This window comes from Citrobacter sp. R4, assembly GCF_026719175.1.
In the GTDB taxonomy this organism is placed as follows: domain Bacteria; phylum Pseudomonadota; class Gammaproteobacteria; order Enterobacterales; family Enterobacteriaceae; genus Citrobacter_A; species Citrobacter_A sedlakii.
The window spans coordinates 196,806-214,201 of the sequence record NZ_JAPPSU010000001.1; the positions used below are offsets into that span (position 1 = coordinate 196,806).

General features: G+C 54.8%; 15 protein-coding genes and 1 pseudogene. 7 read left to right on the forward strand and 9 right to left on the reverse strand.

Features of this window, described 5'->3' with window-relative positions; translation table 11 throughout:
- Positions 1–5: 5 nt before the first annotated feature.
- From sdhB to sucD, 5 genes are all read left to right on the forward strand, one after another.
- Positions 6–722: a succinate dehydrogenase iron-sulfur subunit SdhB gene (gene sdhB / locus OOJ60_RS00935; RefSeq protein WP_042285348.1), complete on the forward strand. Its 717-nt coding sequence runs from the start codon at positions 6–8 to the stop codon at positions 720–722.
- A gap of 261 nt (positions 723–983) precedes the next feature.
- Positions 984–3,785 (forward strand): 2-oxoglutarate dehydrogenase E1 component, encoded by a 2,802-nt coding sequence (gene sucA, locus OOJ60_RS00940; RefSeq protein ID WP_042285345.1) that lies wholly within the window; start codon positions 984–986, stop codon positions 3,783–3,785.
- Between the two features lie 14 nt (positions 3,786–3,799).
- Positions 3,800–5,020, forward strand: coding sequence for a 2-oxoglutarate dehydrogenase complex dihydrolipoyllysine-residue succinyltransferase (odhB, locus tag OOJ60_RS00945; RefSeq protein ID WP_042285342.1), 1,221 nt, complete (start codon positions 3,800–3,802; stop codon positions 5,018–5,020).
- Positions 5,021–5,137: 117 nt separating this feature from the next.
- Positions 5,138–6,304: an ADP-forming succinate--CoA ligase subunit beta gene (gene sucC / locus OOJ60_RS00950; protein WP_042285338.1), complete on the forward strand. Its 1,167-nt coding sequence runs from the start codon at positions 5,138–5,140 to the stop codon at positions 6,302–6,304.
- Positions 6,304–7,173 carry a succinate--CoA ligase subunit alpha gene (gene sucD / locus OOJ60_RS00955; protein ID WP_042285336.1) on the forward strand — a complete coding sequence of 290 codons (870 nt, stop codon included), beginning with the start codon at positions 6,304–6,306 and terminating at the stop codon, positions 7,171–7,173. The genes sucC and sucD overlap by 1 nt, the downstream gene beginning before the upstream one ends.
- A gap of 163 nt (positions 7,174–7,336) precedes the next feature.
- Here the strand turns inward: sucD and OOJ60_RS00960 are convergent, their stop codons facing one another.
- The 8 genes from OOJ60_RS00960 to otnK are packed head-to-tail and all read right to left on the reverse strand — an operon-like array spanning position 7,337 to position 14,112.
- The gene (locus OOJ60_RS00960) at positions 7,337–7,993 is read right to left on the reverse strand and encodes an aspartate/glutamate racemase family protein (RefSeq protein ID WP_042285333.1); all 657 of its coding nucleotides are present in this window, start codon (positions 7,991–7,993) and stop codon (positions 7,337–7,339) included.
- Positions 7,990–8,409 carry a GlcG/HbpS family heme-binding protein gene (locus tag OOJ60_RS00965; RefSeq protein ID WP_042285329.1) on the reverse strand — a complete coding sequence of 140 codons (420 nt, stop codon included), beginning with the start codon at positions 8,407–8,409 and terminating at the stop codon, positions 7,990–7,992. Before OOJ60_RS00965 ends, OOJ60_RS00960 begins: the two co-directional genes overlap by 4 nt.
- 6 nt (positions 8,410–8,415) lie before the next feature.
- Positions 8,416–9,762, reverse strand: a complete 1,347-nt coding sequence (locus tag OOJ60_RS00970) for a bile acid:sodium symporter family protein (protein ID WP_205611771.1) — start codon at positions 9,760–9,762, stop codon at positions 8,416–8,418.
- Between the two features lie 24 nt (positions 9,763–9,786).
- Complete coding sequence (locus OOJ60_RS00975) at positions 9,787–10,596, reverse strand: 3-keto-5-aminohexanoate cleavage protein (protein WP_205611772.1); 810 nt, start codon at positions 10,594–10,596, stop codon at positions 9,787–9,789.
- Between the two features lie 36 nt (positions 10,597–10,632).
- Positions 10,633–11,409, reverse strand: a complete 777-nt coding sequence (locus OOJ60_RS00980; RefSeq protein ID WP_042285321.1) for a hydroxypyruvate isomerase family protein — start codon at positions 11,407–11,409, stop codon at positions 10,633–10,635.
- Complete coding sequence (locus tag OOJ60_RS00985; protein ID WP_042285318.1) at positions 11,390–12,196, reverse strand: DeoR/GlpR family DNA-binding transcription regulator; 807 nt, start codon at positions 12,194–12,196, stop codon at positions 11,390–11,392. Before OOJ60_RS00985 ends, OOJ60_RS00980 begins: the two co-directional genes overlap by 20 nt.
- Positions 12,197–12,205: 9 nt before the next feature.
- The gene (otnC, locus tag OOJ60_RS00990; RefSeq protein WP_205611773.1) at positions 12,206–12,850 is read right to left on the reverse strand and encodes a 3-oxo-tetronate 4-phosphate decarboxylase; all 645 of its coding nucleotides are present in this window, start codon (positions 12,848–12,850) and stop codon (positions 12,206–12,208) included.
- Positions 12,847–14,112: a 3-oxo-tetronate kinase gene (otnK, locus tag OOJ60_RS00995; RefSeq protein ID WP_205611774.1), complete on the reverse strand. Its 1,266-nt coding sequence runs from the start codon at positions 14,110–14,112 to the stop codon at positions 12,847–12,849. Before otnK ends, otnC begins: the two co-directional genes overlap by 4 nt.
- Before the next feature lie 370 nt (positions 14,113–14,482).
- Between otnK and OOJ60_RS24805 the strand changes: the two are divergent.
- Positions 14,483–15,317 (forward strand): annotated as a pseudogene (locus tag OOJ60_RS24805) (PocR ligand-binding domain-containing protein).
- Here OOJ60_RS24805 and cobA read toward each other — a convergent pair.
- Positions 15,296–16,075 (reverse strand): uroporphyrinogen-III C-methyltransferase, encoded by a 780-nt coding sequence (gene cobA, locus OOJ60_RS01005; RefSeq protein ID WP_042285305.1) that lies wholly within the window; start codon positions 16,073–16,075, stop codon positions 15,296–15,298. The pseudogene OOJ60_RS24805 and the gene cobA sit on opposite strands and share 22 nt — an antisense overlap.
- 405 nt (positions 16,076–16,480) lie before the next feature.
- Here cobA and OOJ60_RS01010 point away from each other — a divergent pair, with 405 nt between their 5' ends.
- Positions 16,481–17,389, forward strand: coding sequence for a LysR family transcriptional regulator (locus tag OOJ60_RS01010; RefSeq protein ID WP_205611775.1), 909 nt, complete (start codon positions 16,481–16,483; stop codon positions 17,387–17,389).
- Positions 17,390–17,396 lie beyond the last annotated feature (7 nt).

Sequence of the window (17,396 nt, forward strand, 5' to 3'; positions counted from 1 at the left end):
GGACAATGAAACTCGAGTTTTCAATTTATCGCTATAACCCGGATGTTGATGACGCTCCGCGCATGCAGGATTACACCCTGGAAGGCGAAGAAGGGCGCGATATGATGCTGCTGGATGCGCTGATGCAGCTGAAAGAAAAAGATCCGAGCCTCTCTTTCCGTCGCTCCTGCCGTGAAGGGGTCTGCGGGTCTGACGGACTGAACATGAACGGCAAAAACGGCCTGGCGTGCATCACGCCCATTTCGGCGCTGAATCAGCCGGGTAAGAAAATTGTCATCCGTCCACTGCCAGGGTTACCGGTGATCCGCGATTTGGTGGTAGACATGGGGCAATTCTACGCACAATATGAGAAGATTAAGCCTTACTTGTTGAATAATGGGCAAAATCCTCCGGCGCGCGAGCATTTGCAGATGCCCGAGCAGCGGGAAAAACTCGATGGGCTGTATGAATGTATTTTGTGTGCGTGCTGCTCAACGTCTTGCCCGTCTTTCTGGTGGAACCCGGATAAGTTCATCGGCCCGGCCGGTCTGTTAGCGGCATACCGCTTCCTGATCGACAGCCGCGATACCGAAACCGACAGCCGCCTGGAAGGAATGAGCGATGCATTCAGCGTATTCCGCTGTCACAGCATCATGAACTGCGTCAGTGTGTGCCCTAAGGGGCTAAACCCGACGCGCGCCATCGGCCATATTAAGTCGATGCTGTTGCAGCGCAGTGCATAACGTGTAAACGCCGGGGAAGCGATTCCCCGGTGATGCAGGAAATCTTTAAAAACCGCTACATTGCAGTACCCGTCATCGAGGCGTACAGGACGAGACAAGGCAGCCAACGACGTCGCCGCCTGAACGCAGAAGATGAATGGCAGTTTTTAAAGGTTCCTTCGCGGGCCAGTAAGAGCTCGCAGGTGAACCCCGGCACGTACACTCGGTGTGCGTGGTAGTTTCTACGGCGAAAGTAAGCATAAAAATGCTTAAGGGATCACGATGCAGAACAGCGCTTTGAAAGCCTGGCTGGACTCTTCTTACCTCTCTGGCGCAAACCAGAGCTGGATAGAACAGCTCTATGAAGACTTCTTAACCGATCCTGACTCTGTGGACGCGAACTGGCGTTCCACGTTCCAGCAGTTGCCTGGTACAGGGGTCAAACCGGATCAATTCCATTCAAAAACGCGTGATTATTTCCGTCGTCTGGCGAAGGATGCCTCACGTTACTCTTCTTCGATTTCCGACCCTGACACCAATGTGAAGCAGGTTAAAGTCCTGCAGCTCATTAACGCTTATCGTTTCCGCGGTCACCAGCATGCGAATCTCGATCCGCTGGGACTGTGGAAGCAAGAAACCGTGGCGGATCTGGATCCTTCCTTCCACGATCTGACCGAGGCCGACTTCCAGGAAAGCTTTAACGTAGGTTCTTTTGCTGGCGGCAAAGAGACGATGAAGCTGGGCGAGTTGCTCTCCGCCCTCAAACAAACTTACTGCGGCCCGATCGGCGCCGAGTACATGCACATCACCAGCACCGAAGAAAAACGCTGGCTGCAACAGCGTATCGAATCCGGACGCGCGGCGTTTAGCGCCGATGAGAAAAAACGTTTCCTGAGCGAACTGACCGCGGCGGAAGGCCTGGAACGTTATCTGGGCGCGAAGTTCCCGGGCGCGAAACGCTTCTCGCTGGAAGGCGGCGACGCGTTAATCCCGATGCTGAAAGAGATGATCCGCCATGCGGGCAACAGCGGCACCCGTGAAGTGGTGCTGGGAATGGCCCACCGTGGTCGTCTGAACGTGCTGGTCAACGTGCTGGGTAAAAAACCGCAGGATCTGTTCGACGAATTTGCTGGCAAACATAAAGAACACCTCGGTACCGGTGACGTGAAGTACCACATGGGCTTCTCGTCCGATATTGAAACCGAAGGCGGCCTGGTCCACCTGGCGCTGGCGTTTAACCCGTCGCACCTGGAGATCGTCAGCCCGGTGGTTATCGGTTCCGTACGGGCGCGTCTGGACAGGCTCGACGAGCCGAGCAGCAACAAAGTGCTGCCGATCACCATTCACGGTGACGCTGCGGTGACCGGGCAGGGCGTGGTTCAGGAAACCCTGAACATGTCGAAAGCGCGGGGATACGAAGTGGGCGGGACCGTTCGCATCGTTATCAACAACCAGGTGGGCTTCACCACCTCTAATCCGCTGGATGCCCGATCCACGCCGTACTGCACCGACATCGGTAAAATGGTGCAGGCGCCGATCTTCCACGTCAATGCGGACGATCCGGAAGCGGTGGCGTTTGTCACCCGTCTGGCGCTGGACTTCCGTAACACCTTTAAACGTGATGTCTTCATCGACCTGGTATGCTACCGCCGTCACGGCCATAACGAAGCCGACGAGCCGAGCGCAACCCAGCCGCTGATGTACCAGAAAATCAAAAAACACCCGACCCCGCGTAAGATCTACGCCGACAAACTGGAAGCCGACAACGTCGCCACGCTGGAAGACGCGACCGAAATGGTCAACCTTTACCGTGACGCGCTGGACGCCGGTGAATGCGTGGTGAAAGAGTGGCGTCCGATGAACATGCACTCCTTTACCTGGTCGCCGTACCTCAACCACGAGTGGGACGAAGCATACCCGAACAAGGTGGAGATGAAGCGTCTGCAGGAGCTGGCGAAACGCATCAGTACGGTGCCGGAAGCGGTTGAGATGCAGTCCCGCGTGGCCAAAATTTACGCTGACCGCCAGGCGATGGCGGCGGGCGAGAAACTGTTCGACTGGGGCGGCGCGGAAAATCTGGCTTACGCCACGCTGGTTGATGAAGGTATCCCGGTACGCCTGTCCGGCGAAGACTCCGGTCGCGGCACCTTCTTCCACCGCCACGCGGTGATTCATAATCAGTCTAACGGTTCAACCTACACCCCGCTGCAGCATGTGCATAACGGCCAGGGCAGCTTCCGGGTATGGGACTCCGTTCTGTCTGAAGAAGCGGTACTGGCGTTTGAATACGGTTACGCCACGGCGGAACCGCGTACCCTGACGATCTGGGAAGCGCAGTTCGGTGACTTCGCCAACGGCGCGCAGGTGGTGATTGACCAGTTCATCTCCTCCGGCGAACAGAAGTGGGGCCGCATGTGTGGCCTGGTGATGCTGCTGCCGCACGGTTACGAAGGCCAGGGGCCGGAGCACTCCTCCGCGCGACTGGAGCGTTATCTGCAGCTTTGCGCCGAGCAGAACATGCAGGTTTGCGTGCCGTCCACCCCGGCTCAGGTGTACCACATGCTGCGTCGTCAGGCGCTGCGCGGTATGCGCCGTCCGCTGGTGGTCATGTCGCCGAAATCGCTGCTGCGTCATCCGCTGGCGGTTTCCAGCCTGGATGAGCTGGCCAACGGCACCTTCCTGCCGGCCATTGGCGAAATTGATGATATCGATCCGAAAGGCGTGAAGCGCGTGGTGATGTGTTCTGGTAAGGTTTATTACGACCTGCTGGAACAGCGCCGTAAGAACGATCAGAAAGATGTCGCCATTGTGCGCATCGAGCAGCTTTATCCGTTCCCGCATCAGGCGATGCAGGACGTGCTGAAACAGTACGCTCACGTACATGATTTTGTCTGGTGTCAGGAAGAGCCGCTCAACCAAGGCGCCTGGTACTGCAGCCAGCATCATTTCCGTGAAGTGATTCCATTTGGGTCCGCCCTGCGTTATGCAGGTCGCCCGGCCTCCGCCTCTCCGGCGGTAGGGTATATGTCCGTTCACCAGAAGCAGCAACAAGATCTGGTTAATGACGCGCTGAACGTCGATTAAATAAAGGATAAATAATGAGTAGCGTAGATATTCTTGTTCCCGACCTGCCTGAGTCCGTAGCGGACGCGACCGTCGCCACCTGGCACAAAAAACCAGGCGATGCCGTGGTTCGTGACGAAGTGCTGGTCGAAATCGAAACTGACAAAGTGGTACTGGAAGTACCGGCATCAGCGGACGGCATTCTGGATGCGGTTCTGGAAGACGAAGGCACTACCGTGACCTCTCGCCAGATCCTGGGTCGCCTGCGTGAAGGCAACAGCGCCGGTAAAGAAACCAGCGCGAAATCCGAAGAGAAAGCGTCCACCCCGGCGCAGCGCCAGCAGGCGTCTCTGGAAGAGCAAAACAACGATGCGCTCAGCCCGGCGATCCGTCGCCTGCTGGCCGAACACAACCTGGATGCCAGCGCCATTAAAGGCACCGGCGTCGGTGGCCGCATCACCCGTGAAGATGTAGAAAAACATCTGGCGAAAGCGCCGGCGAAAGAAGCGTCCAACGCACCCGCTGCGGCTGCGGCGGCACAGCCAGCGCTTGGCGCTCGCAGTGAAAAACGCGTCCCGATGACCCGACTGCGCAAGCGCGTGGCCGAGCGTCTGCTGGAAGCGAAAAACTCCACCGCGATGCTGACCACCTTCAACGAAGTCAACATGAAGCCAATCATGGATCTGCGTAAGCAGTACGGCGAAGCGTTCGAGAAACGTCACGGTATCCGTCTGGGTTTCATGTCCTTCTATGTGAAGGCGGTGGTTGAAGCGCTGAAGCGTTATCCGGAAGTGAATGCGTCTATCGACGGCGACGACGTGGTGTATCACAACTATTTCGACGTGAGCATGGCGGTGTCTACGCCGCGTGGCCTGGTGACGCCCGTCCTGCGTGACGTGGATACGTTGGGCATGGCTGACATCGAGAAGAAAATTAAAGAGCTGGCCGTCAAAGGCCGTGACGGCAAGCTGACGGTAGAAGACCTGACCGGCGGTAACTTTACCATCACCAACGGTGGTGTGTTCGGTTCCCTGATGTCCACCCCGATCATCAACCCGCCGCAGAGCGCGATCCTCGGGATGCACGCCATTAAAGATCGTCCGATGGCAGTGGAGGGCAAGGTTGAAATCCTGCCGATGATGTACCTGGCGCTGTCTTACGATCACCGCCTGATCGACGGCCGCGAATCCGTGGGCTTCCTGGTGGCGATTAAAGAGCTGCTGGAAGATCCAACGCGTCTGCTGCTGGACGTATAGTCATTTTTTAGCGTCACCTGCCCCGTAGGCCGGATTAAGCGTAGCGCCGTCCGGCAAAGATACCGCTCTGGTCTACGGGTTTAAAGATAACGATTACCTGAAGGATGGACAGAACACATGAACTTACATGAATATCAGGCAAAACAACTTTTTGCCCGCTATGGCTTACCGGCGCCGGTGGGTTATGCCTGTACTACTCCGCGCCAGGCTGAAGAAGCGGCATCGAAAATCGGTGCCGGTCCGTGGGTAGTAAAATGTCAGGTTCACGCTGGTGGCCGTGGTAAAGCGGGCGGTGTGAAGGTCGTTAACAGCAAAGAAGAGATTCGCGCGTTTGCTGAACACTGGCTGGGCAAACGCCTGGTGACCTACCAGACAGATGCGAACGGCCAGCCGGTAAACCAGATTCTGGTTGAAGCGGCGACCGATATCGACAAAGAATTGTATCTGGGCGCGGTTGTTGACCGCAGCTCCCGTCGCGTGGTCTTTATGGCCTCTACCGAAGGCGGCGTGGAAATTGAAAAAGTGGCGGAAGAAACCCCGCACCTGATCCATAAAGTGGCGCTCGATCCGCTGACCGGACCGATGCCGTATCAGGGACGCGAGCTGGCGTTCAAATTGGGTCTGGAAGGCAAACTGGTGCAGCAGTTCACCCGGATCTTCATGGGCCTGGCGACCATTTTCCTGGAGCGCGATCTGGCGCTGATCGAAATTAACCCGCTGGTTATCACCAAACAAGGCGATCTGATCTGCCTCGACGGCAAGCTGGGCGCTGACGGCAATGCGCTGTTCCGCCAGCCGGATCTGCGCGAAATGCGCGACCAGTCGCAGGAAGATCCGCGCGAAGCGCAGGCTGCGCAGTGGGAACTGAACTACGTGGCGCTGGACGGCAATATCGGCTGTATGGTGAACGGCGCGGGTCTGGCGATGGGCACCATGGACATCGTTAAGCTGCACGGCGGCGAACCGGCGAACTTCCTCGACGTGGGCGGCGGCGCGACCAAAGAGCGCGTGACCGAAGCGTTCAAAATTATTCTCTCTGACGACAACGTGAAAGCCGTGCTGGTTAACATCTTCGGCGGTATTGTCCGTTGCGACCTGATCGCAGACGGTATTATCGGCGCGGTGGAAGAAGTGGGCGTTAACGTGCCGGTGGTTGTGCGTCTGGAAGGCAACAACGCCGAACTCGGCGCGAAGAAACTGGCTGACAGCGGCCTGAATATTATTGCAGCGAAAAGTCTGACGGATGCAGCTCAGCAGGTTGTTGCCGCAGTGGAGGGGAAATAATGTCTGTTTTAATCGATAAAAACACCAAGGTTATCTGTCAGGGCTTCACCGGTAGCCAGGGGACGTTCCACTCCGAACAGGCGATCGCTTACGGTACGCAAATGGTTGGCGGCGTCACGCCAGGTAAAGGCGGCACCACCCATCTGGGCCTGCCGGTGTTCAACACCGTGCGTGAAGCGGTAGAAGCAACAGGTGCGACTGCCTCTGTGATCTACGTTCCGGCTCCGTTCTGTAAAGATTCCATTCTGGAAGCGATCGACGCGGGCATTAAGCTGATTATCACCATCACCGAAGGTATCCCGACGCTGGATATGCTGACCGTGAAGGTGAAGCTGGACGAAGCGGGCGTGCGCATGATCGGGCCGAACTGCCCGGGCGTGATCACCCCAGGCGAATGCAAGATCGGCATCATGCCGGGCCACATCCATAAGCCGGGTAAAGTGGGTATCGTTTCCCGTTCCGGTACGCTGACCTATGAAGCGGTTAAGCAGACCACCGATTACGGCTTCGGCCAGTCCACCTGCGTGGGCATCGGCGGCGACCCGATCCCGGGCTCTAACTTCATCGACATCCTGAAGCTGTTCCAGGAAGATCCGCAGACTGAAGCGATCGTGATGATCGGTGAGATCGGCGGCAGCGCGGAAGAAGAAGCGGCTGCTTACATCAAAGATCACGTCACCAAGCCGGTTGTGGGCTATATCGCCGGTGTGACCGCGCCGAAAGGTAAGCGTATGGGTCACGCAGGCGCCATTATCGCCGGGGGTAAAGGCACGGCGGATGAGAAATTCGCTGCGCTGGAAGCCGCAGGCGTGAAAACGGTTCGCAGCCTGGCCGATATCGGCGAAGCGCTGAAAGCTGTCATTAAGTAAAAGCAATAAAACAGCCTAACCCCTGCATTTACCCGTGATGCAGGGGAAAGGGCTGGTCCATTTTCGACATGGTTGGCCATCTGATGATGGCCTTTTTTTTGCCTGTCTGTTTGCCGGATGGCGCTGGCGTTTATCCGCCTACGGGGAGTGTTGACTTGCCAGGTTATGCGCTTTCCGCCAGTGTTTTCAGCCAACGGATCCCGCTTTCCGGAGAGGTCATCACCGGGACGGGCGGCGACGGAAGCTGTTGCAGAACGCGCGCCATCGACGCTTGCGCCAGCATAACCACATCAGCCTGTTTATACGCGCTGTGCAATCCTTCGCTGACGATGCGATCGTGGGTTTCCATATCGCCCGCCAGCAGGGCATGGAAGGCCTCTTCCATCAATATCGGCGTCACGGTGCATTGCTTACCACTGGCCTGTACTTTGCGCTGCACATACTCCAGCGTCGGTTTCATGGTCGTGGCGACGGTGGCCAGCACGGCAATATTCTCACCCAGGCTAATGGCTTGTTCCACCATCGCGCAGTCGATACGCGCAAGCTGCAGCGGCGTCATAAACTGACACTGTTCAACCGCCGTGCCAATGGACGAACAGGCGGTGATGAGAATCTCACAATCCGCTTTTTCGGCTATGTGGACGTAGTCGGCAATGCGTGCCGCAATGTTCGGCGTCACGCCTCCGGCCTTCATCACCTGCTTAATCATCGACTCTTCGACCAGGTGCATTACGTCCGCTTCTGGCATGATGTCGCCGATCAGTTGCTGCATCATGGCGAGCGTGGCGGAACTGGTGTGAAGCATAGCGATCTTTTTCATTCTGCGATCTCCTTGAGCAAACATTCGGCAACGGCCATGGCCGCATCGTGATCTTCCTGGGCGGACAGTCCACCAATCGCAACGGCCCCCACGCATTTACCGTTGTGAAGAATCGGTACGCCGCCGGGCAGGGCGGTAAATCGTGGGTCAGCAAAGTAGCTGATATCCAGTGACTCATCTTGCAGACGTTGCAAAAACGCCTGAGTTGTGCAACCTAAACGGCTGCTGGTGCGTGCTTTGCGCTGCGTCAGCTCAATGGTCAACAGTTTGGCGTTATCCATACGGGCAAAGCTCAGTAACTCGCCGTGAGCGTCGCATACCGCCACGCTGAGCGGACGTTGCGCATAACGGGTGTCGGTGAGATCGAGCGCGCTGTCTACCGCACGTCGTGCCTGTTGCAGGGTTAAAGTCATCATGGTGAGTTATCCTTTTGACAGAGGTTCTGATACCGGCTGAGCAGGCGAACACTCGCTCTGGGCCTGCGCCTGTCGGGCATCCTTTTTGCGCCAGTAGTTAGCCAGCAGCGAGCCGCTGACGTTGCCAAGCGGCGTCATGACCGCAGAGGCGAGACCAACGGTGGCCAGTTTTCCCATCGCGGCGGCAAGACCTGATGCCATCCCGCCGTTTTGCAGGCCGACTTCGAAGGCTACCGTCCGGGCGGACTGAACATCCATGCGGAAGATCCAGCGGCTCATCAAATAGCCAATCAGGAAGCCGCCGAGGTTGTGCATCAGCATGGCGAAGCAGAGCAAGAAGCCGACCTGAACCAGGTTGTCGCGCCCGGCCGCCGCAGCCGTAGTGGTGAAGAAAATGATGCCCATCATCGAGATGGTCGGCATGATCTTCTTGACGCCGGCCACGCGTCCATACAGCCAGTTATAGAACAGCGCCCAGATGATCCCGCCTGCCACAAAGTTCAGCACCACCGCATACATTTGCGCGTCGGCGCTGGCGCTGCCAAACAGCGTGTCCCAGCCGCCGGCAAGCATATACAGCAGCCAGATGGCGCTGATTCCGGCCAGCGTTTGCACGGTACGACGCCCCTGCACGCCGGCATAGGTTTTCAGGTAGTCATGTAAAATCGCCGCGCCAATCGGGATCAACACGATTTTCACGACGTCCATCACCATCGCCGTAAGCTGGATGTCGATCATTGAACCCGCCAGCAGATTCACCCACAGCGGGGTCATGACCGTCGCCGCCAGCGTCGAGACGGCGGCGATCGAGACCGCCAGCGCCAGGTTGGCGTTGGCGATATACACCATGACGGTGGAGGAGAGCCCGCTGGGACAGGAACCAATCAGCAGAATCCCCACCGCCACTTCCGGCGGAAAGTCAAAGATCAGCGTGATGCTCAGGCCGAGCAGAGGCATGATGACGAAATGACAGAAGGTGCCGATAAACACCGCCCAGGGCATTTTAGCGACGTCGATAAAGTCCTGAATCGTGAGTTTGGTGCCCATACTGAACATGGTCGCCTGGATCACTAAAAAGACGATCCATTTATGGGTGATGTTGAATCCGCCCCAGACGATCAGATCGGTTGACCAGGTCATCGCCGCGACAAAGCCGGCAATGATCCACAAGGTAAACTGGTAGCTGCGAAGATTTGTCCAGTAGCCCGCGCCTGCCGCGAAGCCTGTCGTCAGCATCACCAGCCCCGGCTGCCAGAGGGCGGGAGACTGCATCAGCGCGCCAGTTGCCGCCAGGGCGCCACCGACGATGCAGACGCCCAGTCCGGTTCTGTGAATAACGGTTGTGATAGTCATGGTGAAATGTCCTTTCTCTCGCTATTACTGCCGTGGTGGAATAGCTAACATTTGCCGCGCAATATCCGGCGTGGCGACCTTTTTATCCATACTGCGAATAAGCGTGGCGAGTTTTGCAACCTGCTGATAATTATGCTGAGCTTTCTCTTCGGCGCTTAAATAATAGCTGTCTTCAAAACCAATTCTTACTTCACTGGCGCCCATGCCGATTGCTGCCGCAATAATATCGAAATTCTTGCGGCCAAAATGGGTAATTCCCCATAAGGCGTCGCGAGGGATCATACTGCGCAAGGCAATTAACGCATCAACTGTCGCGGGTGAACTTCCAAGGTGTCCGAGGACGATATTAAATAACATCGGTTTCCTGAACGTTATTTTTTCTTCCAGTGCCAGAATGTTATTAATCATGCCAATTTCGAAAACTTCAAATTCAGGAATAATGGAACGTTGGGTTATTTGTTGCGAACAATATTCGACGTCCGGTCCGGGATTAAAGTATACGGCATCGCCGAGGTTAACGGAGCCGACGTTCAGCGACGCCATTTCGACACCGGGACAGTCCAGTGGCGCGCAGCGCCCGGCAATCGACATGGCGGAGACGCCACCGGTTGAGGCCTGAATAATCAGGTCGGAATGGCGCATGACGTGGTCGATCGTTGCCTGAAAATCGGTGGTGTCCGGCGTCAGGCGACCCTGCTTATCGCGAACGTGTAAATGCACGATGGCTGCACCATGTTCGACGCTTGCCAGTATTTCCTGCGCCAGTTCTTCAGGTATAACTCTGGGGCAATCCGCGGCAACGGGTGCCAGCGAAATAATAACAGTATCCGACATGTGTTCCTCCGGTTTTCCGGTACAGAGATATTAAAATTATAAGTACGGTGTTATCCAACGTAACGATTCGGGCCCTGGTGTTGACGGTTTATATTCACAACCTATCCAGCCCTGATAGCCTGTTTGCTTAATAAATTCAAAAAGCCATGTTTCATTTAATTCTCCCGTTCCCGGTTCATGGCGACCGGGTACAGAAGCAATCTGAAAGTGTTTAATGAACGGTAAATAATGTTCAATAAGATGCGTAACATTACCGTGTATTTTTTGGCAGTGGTAAATGTCAAACTGTAAGCCGATATTTTTTCTGTTCACTTCGCGAATAAGACGTTCAGCCAGTGGAAAGCTATCGACAAAATAACCAGGCATATCGTCCGGGTTCAACGGTTCAATCAACACGTCGATATCGGCCCCAACCATGACGTCGCAGGCGATACGCAGTCGGTCGGTTAATTGCTCATACTGGGCGTTGGCGGAAAGTCCAGCCACGCGCAATCCGGCCATGACGTGCACCTTGCGACAGCCCAGTGCCGTGGCGTAATCGCGGGCAATCAGCAGACTACGATGAAATTCCTCGTCACTGCCTGGCAGGGAGGCCAGTCCGCGTTCACCGGCTTGCCAGTTACCCGCCGGCGCATTCATCAACGCCACCGGCAGGCCGGTTTCCCGTTGCGCCGCCAGCAGCACCTCCAGCGGATGCTGCCACAGAAACAGCCCTTCAACGCCGTGAAAACCCGCCGCCTTTGCGGACTGAAAGCGCTCCGCAATGGGACGTTCGCAAAACAGCCAGTCGAGGTTAGCCGCTAACTTCAGCATGATGCGTTCCCTCCCGGCAATCCACCAGGTGTAGTTTCACGCCCTGGCTGGCAATAGTATCCTGCGCTACGTCGGGCAACCGGTTGTCCGAAATAATGTCGGTCAGTTGATCCAGCGAGCAGATGTGGAACATTCCGTATTTGCCAAATTTACTGCTGTCGCAGACCAGCACCCGACGGCGGGAGACGGTGAGCACCGCCTCTTTCACCGAGGCTTTGCCTTCACTGGGGGTCGACATTCCACGTTCGGTATCCCACGAGGACGAACTGAGAAACGCCACGTCGATGTTTATCGTGCGCAGAAAACTGGCGGCGCTTTTCCCAAGGCATGAGCGGTTGCGCTGATCCACCAGTCCGCCGGTGTGATACAGCGTGATGTGCGGCATATCCATCAGGTAGTGGCTGATGGAAAAATCGTTCGTCACCACCGTCAGGTTGAAGCAGTGGCTGGCGGCGACGGCTTTCGCCACTTCAAACAACGACGTTCCCGCATCGAGATACAGCGTTTGCCCTGGCTCTATCAGCATCGCGGCAAGTTGCCCCATCCGTCGCTTCACGTCATGATGCAGCTCAGCCTTTTCCCGCCACGGTAGCTCCGATTTCAGCAGATTGTTGAGTTTCACCCCGCCATTGATCGAGATGACTTTGCCTTCTTCCTCCAGCAACTGAATATCGCGGCGCACGGTCATGTGCGACACGCTCATCAGATCCGCCAGCTCATTAAACGAGGCAACGTTTTTTTCATGCACGTAGCGGTAGATAAAATCACGTCGTTGTTCGGGGATCATCCTCTCACCTCATGCTCGCCGGGATTGTTCGAGTTCAGCTACTGCTTCCGCCGTTAGCGGCACGTAGCCGAGTGGTTTTAAGGTCAGCCAGATGCGGGCGCTGTCTTCCAGCTCTTCGGCATTAAACACCGCCTCACGAAGTGAGCGACCACTGACTACCGGACCGTGATTTGCCAGGAGCGCGGCAGTATGGTCCGCCGCAATCTCGCTGAGTGCGCTGGCAATACCCTCATGACCGGGTTTGAAATAGGGCAACAGAGGCAACTGCCCGACGCGCATTACGTAGTACGGCGTTAACGGCGGCAGACAATTTTCCGGTGTGCTGCATGGCAGACAGGAAAGGGCGGTCAGCCATGGCGAATGCAGATGAACCACCGCGCCGCAGGCCGGACGATGACGGTACCAGGCCAGGTGCATGGGCACTTCTTTTGACGGTTTATCGCCACTGAGGTAAAGGCCGTTGGCATCCAGTTTACTGAGCGTCGCGGCGTTCAGCTCGCCCAAACAGGAGTTGGTCGGCGTGACCAGATAGCCGCCGTCCGGCAGTCTTACGCTCAGGTTGCCCGAACCACCGCTGCTGAAGCCGCGCATAAACAGAGAACGACCGTAATGCACCAGCTGTTCGCGGAGTTGTTGTTCGTTAAGCTGACTCATAATGAAGACTCCTGCGCGGTGAAAAAGAAGTCTTCGTCACCGAAGTTGCCTGACTTCAGCGCCAGCGCGAGCGGCGGCTCGGCGGAGAACACCCATGGCACGCCGGGCGCGATGGCTTTGCCGACCGTCAGTCTCGTCACCTGTAACGCCTCCACTACGGTGCCGGACGTTTCACCACCGGCGACGATAAAACCGGTTACGCCCGCGGCCTGCAGTTTGGCCGTCAGTCTGGCAAAAGTTTGCTCAATCGCCCGGCTGGCGCGCTGCTCGCCGTACTCCTGTTGAATACGTTTCAGCGCTTCCGGCGGCTGGGTTGCGTAAATCAATGGAGCGAGCGCGTCATCGACATGAGTCATTGTCCACAGCGACAGCTCGTCACTGTAACGCTCTGCGTCTGTCAGGCAGCGCGCTACGTCGAGTAGAAGGGAAGCGGCCTGTGCTTTATAGCGATTCACCTGGCGGTTACTCATGGTGGAACAACTTCCGGAAAAAACCACCGTTTTGGCCGGCTGCGGGAAGGGATGTACCGCTTCCCGCCCACGCTGTGACGCAGCGCAAGCGGCCAGTGCGCCACCCAGGCCGGAACCGCCCGCCAGCAGCGGTGTATGACGTAAGGCCTGAGCGAGGGTCTGCAGATCGGCTTCGCTAAAGGTATCCGCGATTACGTGACGTACACCTTCAGACTGGCAGCGTTCCAGCGCGTGAGTGACCGCTTCCACACCTTTCTGAATCGTGCGGAGGTCAATGCGCCCGACAGCGCTGGCAGTTTGCGCTGTGAGCAGGCGAATCAGGTTCGCATCGGTCATCGGGTTGAGCGGATGTTTCTCCATGCCGGATTCATTCAGTAATACGCCATTCACAAACAGATAACCGTGAATCACCGTACGTCCGTTTTGCGGCAGGGCTGGGCAGTGAACGATGTACGGCGCGTGCATCGCTTCCATCAGCGCATCGCTGACCGGACCGATATTCCCGGCGGGGGTGGAATCAAAAGTGGAACAATATTTAAAGTAAATCTGCCGCGCACCTGCCGTGTTGTGCAGCCATTGCCAGCAGCGTAATGATTGATCGATGGCCTGGTCAGCCGGTAGAGAACGGCTTTTCAGCGAGATGACAATCGCGTCGACCTCTTCATTCCAGGGCAGGGCGGCGTCTGGCATCCCGGGCAGCAGCGCGACCCTCCAGCCTTGCTCAGCCATAAAACTTGCTATATCCGTTGCGCCAGTAAAGTCGTCGGCGATAACACCTATCGTGACGGGCATACATCCACTCCGTTCAGATTATCTTGTCATTGAACCTATTATTCAGGAGGGCGTTTCACATTCACATGATGATTCTCACAAATAAGCACATCATAAAATTGTATGTGATTTTTATAACTAATTGAAAATAATATATAAAGTGATGAGTGATATTGAAATGAAGCTCACAGGGAGATGTGAAGATTCGTTAATCTTTGGGAAAAGTTGTCACAGCAGTCGGTGGTCTGGTTTCGAGGGCGCGGGGACGCTCTTGCAATTTGATCATAATCACCTGAATAAATAAGATTATTTTTTGCGGTCAGGGTCATTTTTTCACCTGGACAAATTAAGCATAGTAGCGACGTTATCCAGACCACTGACGGAGCGTAACGTGCCTCAGCATATTCAGGACGATGTCTTACACACTTTTTACTCACTGGCAGAGGTGTTTTCTAAGGCGACCGGACTCGCCGCCGTGGTGGTAGACATAAATGGTCGGAAAATTTCTGCCTGTCATAATTTTAATTCGTTCTGTTCATTACTGTGCGCCAATCTGCAATACCAAAAACTTGTCAGAAACGTGATAAATATTGTGCTTTTGAAGGGGTAAAAGAAGAAAAAATCAGAATACTCTGCTGTCATGCCGGGTTGAGTTTTTTCTCTATGGCGTTAATTCGTCAGGGGCATCTGCTGGGATTTATTATTTGCGATCAGGCGTGCGCAAAGTATCCGGAATATAAAACTATTGTCATCGATGACGATCGGCAGTGGGCTTTCGATCCTAAAATTAAATCAGCCTGGAATCAGATCGCGATTGTAGAAAATAATCATCTGGTGGCAGCGGCAAACCTGCTCAGCTTTATTATTAACAATCTCAATCCGGTTCAGCGTAAAACGGTGGACACCGCTGATGTGCAGTAGAACGACCTGCGTCTGTCAGCAATGGAACTTTCTCGCCACGAAAAGAAACGGGTCGCCGCACATATCTGTTTAAGCGCCAACTACTTTAGCCGTTTCTTTAAGAAACGGCAGGGAGCGAATTTTAAAACCTGGGTGAGCCAGAAAAAATGCAGCGGGCGAGTGAGTTGCTGTGCGATCCGTAGAACTCTATCGACAGCATCGCCCGGAAACTTCAGTATGCGCAGACGAGCTATTTGTGTCGGGTGTTCCGGGCGGCTCACCAGACGTCTCCGCAGTTATTCCGTCATGAACACCTTTCGCTGTAGGCGCGTTCCATCGCCTCTGGAATAAAAGAGAGTCGGTCGCTCAGACGGACAACATCACCAACCACAATCAGTGCCGGTGGCACAATATTCGCTTCCTGCGCTTTCGTGAGTAATGTACCGAGCGTACAGGTTAAGCGCCGCTGATTGTCCCGGGTAACTGACATCACAATCGCCGCGGGCGTGTCCGGTGATTTGCCTCCCATTAGCAGTTCTTCACAAATAAATGGCAGGTTTGCGATCCCCATAACAATCACCAGCGTGCCGTTGAGCTTCGCCAACTGCCGCCAGTCCTGCTGCTGATTACCTTCGCGGGTATGTCCTGTCACAACATGAAAACCCGATGCCAGATCGCGGTGGGTCACCGGGATCCCGGCGCAGGCCAGCCCGCCAATGGCGGAACTGATCCCCGGCACCACTTCGAAGTCAATGCCTTCTTCGACCAGACATTCCACCTCTTCGGCACCGCGGCCAAACACGTAAGGATCGCCACCTTTCAGGCGCACAACGTTCCGCTGTGCTCGCGCATGCTGGATAATCAGGGCATTGATCTCCTCCTGAGGAACACTATGAAAGCCCGGACTTTTGCCAACGTTGATGCAGGTACAGCTCGCTGAGCACCACTCAAGCATTTTAGGATTGACCAGCCGATCGTAAATGATGACATCAGCCTGTTGAATACACTGCAGGGCTTTAAGGGTCAGTAAGCTGATATCACCAGGGCCTGCACCAACCAGCCAGACTTTTCCGGAGTTTTTCATATGTCGTCCTTAATTATTGTCGGGAAAAACGGTAAAAAGAGTAAAAGCAGATAAAAAAACGTCATCGTTTGCTTATCGTTTAGTGAGCTGAATTCTCCTGAAATAATAAGTAAATAATATTGATTAAACCCGCAAAGTTTTTTCGCCAATAAACAAGTTATCTTGAAAAATTATTAAGAACTTATTGGCGCTATTTGTCGCATAATAACCTTATTTAAATTGTGTTTATGGCCAGTTTTGCGTATTATTGGTTATTATTTGTTCGACTCCTGTGTGAATAAACCATGGAGTGGATCAATGACATACAGGTAGGAAATAAAATATAACTCTTAGGCCAATCGGGAGTCGGTTGCATTTATTTTTTATAAATTAAACTATTTTTGTACGCGGCATATGGAAGACGTTATGAGAGGAAAGATACCAAAGACTGAATTACTGGTGACGTTTGAAGTGGTGGCACGTCATGAAAGTTATACGCGTGCGGCGGAGGAGTTAGCATTAACGCAAAGTGCAGTATTTCGCCAGGTGAATGCACTTGAGGATTTTCTGCATACTGCATTATTTAATCATGCCAAAAAGCGGATTTTTTTAAACGAGGCCGGGAAGCATTATTTGAGCATTGTTAAGGAAACGCTCAATAAACTTGAGCGTGATACTAATACCATTATGACCTGGCAGCCCACGGTCGAAGTCATTGAACTGGCGGTCAACCCGACCTTCAGCACCCATTGGCTGATCCCCAATCTGCGTGAATTCAACAAACTTAACCCCGATATTATCGTTAATATTCACTCGCTGGCGAACATGGGCGATTTCCTCAACCGTGAATATGATGCGGCCATTATGCGTGAAGACTTCTGTTCGCCGTGGTCAGAAGTGGAGTATCTGTTCGAAGAGGAAATCCTCCCGGTTTGTAGCGGCAGTCTGCTGTCACAGCCTAACCAGAAATTGGCGGTTGAAGAGTTGCTCAATGAGTTTCCCTTGCTGCATCAAAGTACGCGAATTAACGGCTGGCAGGAGTGGTTTGCCCTGTCAGATGTCAGTAGCTCACGGGTCAACAAAGGCCCGCGTTTTGATCTGCTGTCGATGCTGATCGCCGCGGTGCGATCGAATTTGGGGGTTGCGCTGCTCCCACGGTTTGCGATCCAGCACGATCTGGATAACGGTGACATGGTGATCCCTTGCGATGTGCCCATGCGCACGGGTAATCGTTTCATCATGACCTGGCGGGAAGAAAAAGCGGAATCCCGTCATTTACAGGTTTTCCGCGACTGGCTGTTACAAAAATCGGTGGTATCTCACCTGGAACGCTGACGGCGGA

What these genes read in the sequence shown, in the direction of transcription:
- sdhB (WP_042285348.1), top strand. Translation starts at nt 6, where the DNA reads ATGAAACTCGAGTTTTCAATTTATCGCTATAACCCGGATGTTGATGAC.
- sucA (WP_042285345.1), top strand. Translation starts at nt 984, where the DNA reads ATGCAGAACAGCGCTTTGAAAGCCTGGCTGGACTCTTCTTACCTCTCT.
- odhB (WP_042285342.1), top strand. Translation starts at nt 3,800, where the DNA reads ATGAGTAGCGTAGATATTCTTGTTCCCGACCTGCCTGAGTCCGTAGCG.
- sucC (WP_042285338.1), top strand. Translation starts at nt 5,138, where the DNA reads ATGAACTTACATGAATATCAGGCAAAACAACTTTTTGCCCGCTATGGC.
- sucD (WP_042285336.1), top strand. Translation starts at nt 6,304, where the DNA reads ATGTCTGTTTTAATCGATAAAAACACCAAGGTTATCTGTCAGGGCTTC.
- OOJ60_RS00960 (WP_042285333.1), bottom strand. Translation starts at nt 7,993, where the DNA reads ATGAAAAAGATCGCTATGCTTCACACCAGTTCCGCCACGCTCGCCATG.
- OOJ60_RS00965 (WP_042285329.1), bottom strand. Translation starts at nt 8,409, where the DNA reads ATGATGACTTTAACCCTGCAACAGGCACGACGTGCGGTAGACAGCGCG.
- OOJ60_RS00970 (WP_205611771.1), bottom strand. Translation starts at nt 9,762, where the DNA reads ATGACTATCACAACCGTTATTCACAGAACCGGACTGGGCGTCTGCATC.
- OOJ60_RS00975 (WP_205611772.1), bottom strand. Translation starts at nt 10,596, where the DNA reads ATGTCGGATACTGTTATTATTTCGCTGGCACCCGTTGCCGCGGATTGC.
- OOJ60_RS00980 (WP_042285321.1), bottom strand. Translation starts at nt 11,409, where the DNA reads ATGCTGAAGTTAGCGGCTAACCTCGACTGGCTGTTTTGCGAACGTCCC.
- OOJ60_RS00985 (WP_042285318.1), bottom strand. Translation starts at nt 12,196, where the DNA reads ATGATCCCCGAACAACGACGTGATTTTATCTACCGCTACGTGCATGAA.
- otnC (WP_205611773.1), bottom strand. Translation starts at nt 12,850, where the DNA reads ATGAGTCAGCTTAACGAACAACAACTCCGCGAACAGCTGGTGCATTAC.
- otnK (WP_205611774.1), bottom strand. Translation starts at nt 14,112, where the DNA reads ATGCCCGTCACGATAGGTGTTATCGCCGACGACTTTACTGGCGCAACG.
- cobA (WP_042285305.1), bottom strand. Translation starts at nt 16,075, where the DNA reads ATGAAAAACTCCGGAAAAGTCTGGCTGGTTGGTGCAGGCCCTGGTGAT.
- OOJ60_RS01010 (WP_205611775.1), top strand. Translation starts at nt 16,481, where the DNA reads ATGAGAGGAAAGATACCAAAGACTGAATTACTGGTGACGTTTGAAGTG.